We start from the raw sequence: 7,783 nt of genomic DNA on the forward strand, positions 1-7,783 counted from the left end.
AGAGCCTTTTTCCATTCGGCAATTTGTTGTTCATAGTGCTTTTCTCGCTCCTCTTTTATCTGATCCAACAACACAGTGGCCCCTTTAGAGCCTTCCTGCACATGAGAACCTGAGACCAAAGGAATAACCAGTGATGGCGGAATAACTTCCAGGTTGCGACCAATTAATTGTTCGCTTTCAGGCTGATTCACTGCGGGAATATCAAAATCGTTACTAAATTCTGGTGAATCCAGGTCTGCGGGTACCTGCAGGTGGGTGCGCTCAGCGGCTTTTACGTAAGCGTAGCTTCCGGACGCGGTCACGCGTTCCTGTTGTGAAGCACAAGCAGTCAGAACAAGGCTGGCAATACTGCTCACCAGAGCCAGTTTTTTATTCATAATTATCTCTTATTCAGAAATGATGGCGTATTCAACTAATAACTCTTCGATGCTTTTTTGGCTCGTAAGTTCCGGTAAAACCATCGGTAATCGCAAAAACGGGCTTTTCATCATGCCCATTTTGAACAATGCCCATTTTGGCATCACTGGATTCGGCTCAATAAACAATGCGGAATGCAGTTTTTCAATACTGGCATTAATGGCGTTACAACGCGCGTAATCACCTGCCAAAGCTGCTTCGCACATCTGCGCGATGGCTTTAGGCACAATATTCGCTGTTACTGAAATAACACCGTGACCGCCTTCACATAAAAATTCTGCTGACGTACCGTCATCGCCACTTAATAAAACAAAGTCTTTATCTACCAGAGCCTGAGTGGCTTTCAAGCGTTCAATACTGCCGGTAGCGTCTTTTAAACCAACGATATTTTTATGCTTTGCCAGTTCCGCTACGGTTTCGGGTAACATGTCGGCTACAGTGCGCCCTGGCACGTTGTACAAAATAACCGGGATATCGGTTGCATCGGCGATCGCGTTAAAATGCGCAATCATGCCTTTTTGCTGTGGTTTATTGTAATAAGGTACCACACTTAAAAAACCATCTATGCCCAAGCCGGCCATTTGCTCACTCAGGAATATGGCTTCGTCAGTGGAGTTGGCGCCACTCCCGGCAATAACTTTGGTTCTGCCAGCAGCAGCGGCTACCGTTTGTTTCACTACTTCAATATGTTCATCAAATGGCAGAGTAGCGGATTCACCTGTGGTGCCCACAGATACAATACCATGTGTGCCCGCCTGGATATGAAACTCAACCAGTGCATGTAACGCCTCGTAATCGATCTTGCCGTTGTCATGCATCGGTGTAACTAGTGCAACGTAACTACCGGTAAACATAATCTCTCCACTTTTTTCGAGCGCACATGGTAATTGTCACACCGCATAAAAACAAGCATTTGCCGCATTTCAATAGCCATTATTGCGCTAATTTATCCGTTCCCCGGCTATTCTGGTTTTTACACCTAGCTATGTGATGAATATCTATCGTTTTTTATCCTTCAGGGGGCTGTTCGACTTTACCGGGTACTATGATAGAATCTGCGCCCCATAGAGTGAGTCGGGTTTATGAAACAACAATTAATCGCCGTGATATTAGGGACTGATCAGGCCGGTATCCTGAGTGATATTGCTACCCTGGTCAGCGAATCTGAATGCAATATTCTGGACAGCCGTCATGCCATTTACGGGCAGGAGTTTTCTTTGACCATGATCATTGAAGGTTCGCACACGGCGATAACCCGGGTCGAATTAAGTATCCCTGAGCTGTGTCAGCGACGTGATCTGCTGTCTATCCTGAAACGTACTCGTGAACACACCAAACAAAATCTGACCCATTTATACGATGTGGAATTCAATGGTGTGGATAATCCGGGACAGATACTGGCCGTTACGCGATTCTTTGCCGACCAGCACGTGGCCATCAGTGCGTTCAGGCAAACTACCGCAGTAGATGAAAGCACCGGACACAAAATGATGCGCTTCAAGCTGGTTGTTAATATTCCCGACGACGTGCATTTAGCTGAGTTCCAGTATCGTCTGGAGCTGTTGTGTAAGGTGTTACACCTCACTGGCAAAATAGTAGATAAACACAAAGGATAAACCATGAAAACTCTTGTTGCGGGTAATCCCGCACCAGCATTTACACTTCCAGACCAAAACGGTGACAGCGTATCTTTGGCGTCATTTGCAGGTAAAAAAGTATTGGTTTACTTCTACCCTAAAGCCATGACTCCCGGTTGTACCGTGCAAGCCCAAGGATTGCGGGATATTCAGCAAGAACTGAAACAACACAATGTAGAAGTACTTGGTGTCAGCCCTGATCCAGTAAAACGTCTGCCTAAGTTTATCGAAAAAGAACAACTCAACTTTACCTTGTTGTCTGACGAAGACCATGCTGTTGCAGATGCATTCGGCGTGTGGGGCCCGAAGAAATTCATGGGCAGGGAGTTTGACGGTCTCCACCGCGTTAGTTTCTTAATTGATGAAACGGGTAAAATTGAGCAGGTGTTTGACACGTTTAAGACCAAAGATCACCACCTGGTGATCTTGAAATACTTAAACGCCTGATTACCCTCTGGCAGCGCTAAAAAGCCGGTTTTTACCGGTTTTTTAATGTCTGTAAATCCACGCCGTAATTTGTTTCATGGTAATCGCTGTTAAACTCAGCTGATAACGCAAGGGCCTGTCTGAACGTATCTTTTGCGCCGGCAACGTCACCTTTCAAATGAAAAACATACGCCAGGCTATCGAACGCCTGGGGTGCAGTAGGGTAAAAATGCTGCAGAAATCCAATGATGTCTGTTGCAGCGTCAAATTGACCGGCTCGGGCAAGAGACAATCCCGCTTCGTTAATCGCTCGCCCCATAAACCCGGAATAACCCCGATTTTTGTATAGTTCTGCAAACCTCAGTGTAAACTCGGCGGGCTTCAACGCAAGGTACTGTTGATAAACGAAGTGTTTTGCAGGTAACTGAAATGCGGCAACGGGTTTATGTTGAATGAACGACACCATACGGTTGGAAATGTGTTCAGCCACCAATTCGTCGCTGTTCGCCAATACAATAATGATAAGTTGCCAATCGCGAAGTACTTCAACCGCCGCACTCACACCTGTACCACCGCCATAGGCACCATAGTGCGCTGCATCGGAAAAATACCACTTAAACGACCCACTGGATCGGTTTACTAACTGGTCGGTAAAAAATACAGCCTGAAAAAAGCGGTAAACGTCGGAGGCCGTTGCTTCTATACCACCGTCAGGCCCTGAGACCTCTCTGAAATCGGTAGGCTCCAGGGATTGCTCCAGAGAAAATACATAGCGCTCAGACTGGCACGTATCCCCTTCTCTCCTTTGCAACGACGTATGCGTTGCCCCTATTACCGAGAAGATATTCTCATCCAATTGCGTTTTAAACGACTTACCAGTCAATTTTTCGAGTATCGCCCCTAACAGGATGTAACCATAATTGGAATAACGGTAATCGGTTCCTGGCTCAAATAACAATGGCTCGCCCTTGAGCAGGTCAACCTTCTTTTCCAGCGTATCGAATTGCAAAGGATTATTCATGTACTCGGGAACAAAAATGTCTCTAAAGCCCGCCTTATGCTTTAGTAAATGCGCAATGGTGACTTTTCCTGCAATATCAGCGGCTATGTTTAGTCCTGATTCGGCAATGGTGGTGTCCAGCGACAACGCGCCCGCCTCTATTTGCTGTAAAACCAGCACCGCTGTGTAGATCTTTGCTATCGACCCCAGATTGAAACGTGTGCACGACTCATTTGCCCGTAGTTTATCAAAATTAGCGTAACCGTAAGATTGCTCAAAAAGGGGAAGATTATCGGCTGCTATAAGCACATTACCTGTAAACCAACCACTTTTTACATATTCATCGGCAACAGCACTGCTTTGTAATGCCCGTTGTTTAAACGCAGGATCAGAGGATGATTGGTTAGCCGTTTCAAGTGCTGTTGTTTTATGGCTGAATACAATCAGAAGCAGAAAACCGTATGCACAAGGCCAAAATGATTTCATTTTATCGTTCCTTCGATACCTAAATATGGCTTACATAAGGCTTAACCAAAGGTTAACTGTACTGCTTAACAAACTCGCCTAATTGCGTTTCGTAACGTTTCCACTTTTTAACCGCATTAGTGTTAATGGGCTGGCGTACCTGCCACAAACTGGGCGTTTCAACATGATTCGCTGCACCGCGGATTTCGTCAGCTGAAGGCAACTGTCTGCCTAAAAACTGGCCGATAATGTCTACCTGTGCCTGATAATCACTCACCAGAACCTGATAAGACACATTCAGCACATCATCCTTAAATAAGGCAGACCAATGCGTCATTAAGCGCTGATACTGCTCAAACACAAAAAAGATATCTTTCAGGTCGTTTGTATAAGCAAAATATTGCGAGAACGTCTCAAAGAATACTGACACCGCCACATCCAACGGATCACGCTGCATATTAATGATCTTCGCCTTCGGGAACATCAGCTTGATCAGGCCTACATGGAAAAAATTCGTCGGTACTTTGTTTACGATCAGCTTTCCCGAAAAATTGGCAAACTGCGCAAAATAATCGTTGTAAGCATTACAAGCAGCAGTCCAGTCTATAGGAGCGCCCTGAATTAAAGATTGCGTATACGCCCCACCTTCACGGGTAAATCCCAGTGCATATTCCAATGCTGGCGTTTCGCCACCTGCGTAGTAGTCGTCCACTATAGACAGAATTTGTTCAGCCAGTGTGGTACCCGAACGGGGCATGCCAACAATAAACACATGCTCCTGAGTGTTGTCCGACTGGATTGCCTCTACCCGCGGTGCAGTGAAAGCCTCAATAATGTGGTCAACCTGTTGTTGAAATACCGTTGCGTCAAATTTGGCCACATTCTTATTGAACTGATTGCCCTTTTCAGCGTGTTCCCAGGCCTGGCTATAATCGCCTTGGTCGGAATACGCTTTGCCTAATGCCAGGTGAATACGCGCTTTGGCTTCATCGTCACCACCCTGTACCAGCGCGTCGAGCAAAGCGGTAAGTGTCTCGTCAGATACCCGTCCACATTTAGCAATGCGAGCAGCGGCGTAACTGTTGCCCGGCTCTTTTGCAAGTACAAGATGAAAATCGCGTATGGCGGAGTCAAAATCGCCTTGCATTGAGGCAATGTTTGCCCTTGTATGCATCAGGTAAGGACTTCCTTCTACCACATCGTTAGACTGCGCTAACCAGGCTTGCGCATCGGCAAGTGCCCGGGCATCAATAGCACAATGGCAACGTGCGGCCAGCACTTCCGCATCCCCTTTCAGGTTGTCTGCAACATTAGATGACAACCTCAAACCGGCTTTAAAGCGATTGTGCTGGATGAACATTCTGATAAGGTGCAAGAACTGTTGCTTATCGATGATTTGTTCAGGATGGGCTAGCAGCGTATCAATATATTTTTCAGCGCTCGCGTATTGCTTCTTATTCAATGCGAAGCCAATAAGGTGAGTTAACACCACAGTGTTAGTTGGGTATTGCGTGATGAGCTGTAGTAATAGTTGCTCTGCCTGTTGCGGCTGGCCTGTCGTTAGCCATTGATGCACCTGAGCTAGCGCCTGTTGAAGGCCTGGTGTATTCATATTGTTATTTTATCCAAGTTGATCTGCCTGCCGCTTCTGGAGGTCGGATGGCAACGGCCGTATAAGGCTTATTTTGTCTGCAGGGTCGGCTGTAATGTATTTGGTTGATATACCGCTCATTACATACGTGTCACGCGGGTAAAAATAACAGGATGACCATGCGGTTGCAACCACGCCTGGTAAGGACGCCTGGTAAGGACGCTTGCTATGGGCGCAGGTTACCCCAACCCACCTAATTCTAACGTATAGAATTCATCGTTTATCGGAATCTGCTTGATGATCTGAATGACTTAACCGCTATTATAAACAACATACTAACCTGGAGCCTGACAACATGTGTGATGAACGAACAGAACGCGATGCGGCACACTATATAAACGAACACGGAAAAATTAACCGCAGACAATTTACTACCCTACTTGCAATGGGCGCGTTAGGTTCGGCGTTCCCACAATTTGCAATCGGCGATACATCTGTTATCCGCCAGCAAGTTCAGGTGAACACACCCGACGGTAAAGCCGACTGCTTACTGGTAAGCCCTGCTGCGGGCAAACACCCTGCGGTAATTATGTGGCCTGATATAAAAGGTCGTCGCGACGCATTTGACGCCATGGGCAGTCGATTGGCAGCCGAAGGGTATGCCGTGCTGGTGGTAAACCCGTTTTACCGTGATGTACAAGGTGCGGCACTGCCGGATGGTATTGAGTTTCCAGCGCCGGAAGCCCGGGCTATTCTGAATCCCATGCGGGCAAAACTGGTAAAAGATGCGGTAGTAAGCGACGCTCGGGCGTTTTTCAGTTTTATGGACAGCCAAGCCGCTGTTGATTCAACTAAACCCGGAGCAGTAATGGGATATTGTATGAGTGGTGCGTTTACTATGTTTGCCGCGGCGGCTATGCCGGATCGCATTGGCGCTATTGCGAGTTATCACGGCGGCGGACTGGCTACCGATAAAGACGACAGCCCGCATTTAACCGTTGAAGCATCAAACGCCGTTGCATTGCATGCCATTGCGGAAAACGATAACGAACGCTCGCCAGATATGAAACCCTTGCTTATCCAAGCCTATGAACAAGCAGGTTTGAGTGCTGACATAGCGGTGTATCCAGGCACGTTACACGGTTGGACACCACCTGATTCAACGGTGTATAACGAGGTTCAGGCAGAACTTGCCTGGTCTAAAACCCTTACCATGTTTCGCAAAGCCTTGATTTAATGAAGAATTGATTCACTCACATGCCATCAAACCGATGGCATGTGAGACAAAATAGTTCAGGGATCAGGGTTCTGCTGGCACTTCCGGTGAACTTGACCAGGCAGAAATCACTGCTTTTACCAGCGTTGCCAACGGGATCGCAAAAAATACCCCCCAAAAGCCCCACAAGCCGCCAAAAAACAATACCGCCACTATGATGTACAAGGGGTGTAAACTCACGGCTTCAGAAAACAGTATAGGTACCAGCAAATTACCATCTAACGCCTGAATAATGCCGTACGCAACCATCAGATACCAGAACTCAGGTGTAATACCCCACTGGAACATCGCAACCACAGCGACCGGAATAGTCACAACGGCGGCGCCGATATACGGAATTAATACCGATAAGCCAACCAGTACACCAAGCAATAACGAGTACCGCAAATCCATAATGGCAAACGTTACACACGACACGGCACCAACAATAATAATTTCGATAACCTTGCCACGAATATAGTTGGCAATTTGCACATTCATCTCGTTGCCAACCTGTGTTATTAACCTGCGTTCCCGTGGCAATAAGCGGGAAATACTCTCGGTGAAGTACGGCTTGTCTTTCAACATGAAAAACACCATCAGCGGCACTAAAATAAGGTATATGAGTAGAGCCGCAACACTGGCAATGGAACTAAATGACGCTGACAGCGCTTCCTGTCCAAAATCCACCAGGTGCTGGTTTGCACCTTCCATCATCTCGTATATTTGTGAAAACTGAACGTACTCAGGGTATTTGTCGGGCAGCGTCAGTAACCAGTCCTGGGCTTTCTGCCAGATGTTAGGCAACTCCTGAACCAGGCTCATGCTCTGCTTGGTTACCACGGGCACCAGGCCAATCAGCAATAAAACCATCACAGACACAAAGCAAAGCAGTACCAGACTGCACGATAACGTGCGCTTCATGCCAATGCGGGTTAACTGTGATACCGGCCAATCGAGCAAGTAAGCAATAATGGCGGCAACAATAACCG

At 47.0% G+C, this 7,783-nt stretch carries 8 protein-coding genes; 3 read left to right on the plus strand and 5 right to left on the minus strand.

Annotation, left to right across the window (positions count from 1 at the left end):
- Both bamC and dapA read right to left on the minus strand, forming a co-directional pair.
- Positions 1 to 377: outer membrane protein assembly factor BamC (bamC, locus tag ACLR2L_RS17050; RefSeq protein ID WP_413369816.1), on the minus strand; the 377-nt coding region annotated here is incomplete at its 3' end.
- 9 nt (positions 378 to 386) lie between these two features.
- Complete coding sequence (gene dapA, locus ACLR2L_RS17055) at positions 387 to 1,271, minus strand: 4-hydroxy-tetrahydrodipicolinate synthase (RefSeq protein WP_140957256.1); 885 nt, start codon at positions 1,269 to 1,271, stop codon at positions 387 to 389.
- 228 nt (positions 1,272 to 1,499) lie between these two features.
- Between dapA and ACLR2L_RS17060 the strand changes: the two genes are divergently transcribed.
- Both ACLR2L_RS17060 and bcp read left to right on the plus strand, forming a co-directional pair.
- The gene (locus ACLR2L_RS17060; protein ID WP_140957254.1) at positions 1,500 to 2,033 is read left to right on the plus strand and encodes a glycine cleavage system protein R; all 534 of its coding nucleotides are present in this window, start codon (positions 1,500 to 1,502) and stop codon (positions 2,031 to 2,033) included.
- A gap of 3 nt (positions 2,034 to 2,036) precedes the next feature.
- Complete coding sequence (gene bcp, locus ACLR2L_RS17065; RefSeq protein ID WP_413369819.1) at positions 2,037 to 2,501, plus strand: thioredoxin-dependent thiol peroxidase; 465 nt, start codon at positions 2,037 to 2,039, stop codon at positions 2,499 to 2,501.
- A 31-nt stretch (positions 2,502 to 2,532) separates the two neighbouring features.
- Here bcp and ACLR2L_RS17070 read toward each other — a convergent pair whose 3' ends face one another.
- Positions 2,533 to 3,966: a serine hydrolase gene (locus ACLR2L_RS17070; RefSeq protein WP_413369821.1), complete on the minus strand. Its 1,434-nt coding sequence runs from the start codon at positions 3,964 to 3,966 to the stop codon at positions 2,533 to 2,535.
- A 52-nt stretch (positions 3,967 to 4,018) separates the two neighbouring features.
- Positions 4,019 to 5,557 carry a tetratricopeptide repeat-containing sulfotransferase family protein gene (locus ACLR2L_RS17075; protein WP_413369823.1) on the minus strand — a complete coding sequence of 513 codons (1,539 nt, stop codon included), beginning with the start codon at positions 5,555 to 5,557 and terminating at the stop codon, positions 4,019 to 4,021.
- Between the two features lie 334 nt (positions 5,558 to 5,891).
- Between ACLR2L_RS17075 and ACLR2L_RS17080 the strand changes: the two genes are divergently transcribed.
- Entirely contained in the window at positions 5,892 to 6,773 is an 882-nt protein-coding gene (locus ACLR2L_RS17080; protein ID WP_413369825.1) for a dienelactone hydrolase family protein, read from the plus strand.
- 63 nt (positions 6,774 to 6,836) lie between these two features.
- Here ACLR2L_RS17080 and ACLR2L_RS17085 read toward each other — a convergent pair.
- Positions 6,837 to 7,783 (minus strand): AI-2E family transporter (locus tag ACLR2L_RS17085; RefSeq protein WP_413369827.1); only part of this gene is annotated, 947 nt, incomplete at its 5' end.

Origin of the sequence: Alteromonas sp. AMM-1, from assembly GCF_047290655.1 — a bacterium.
In the GTDB taxonomy this organism is placed as follows: domain Bacteria; phylum Pseudomonadota; class Gammaproteobacteria; order Enterobacterales; family Alteromonadaceae; genus Alteromonas; species Alteromonas mangrovi.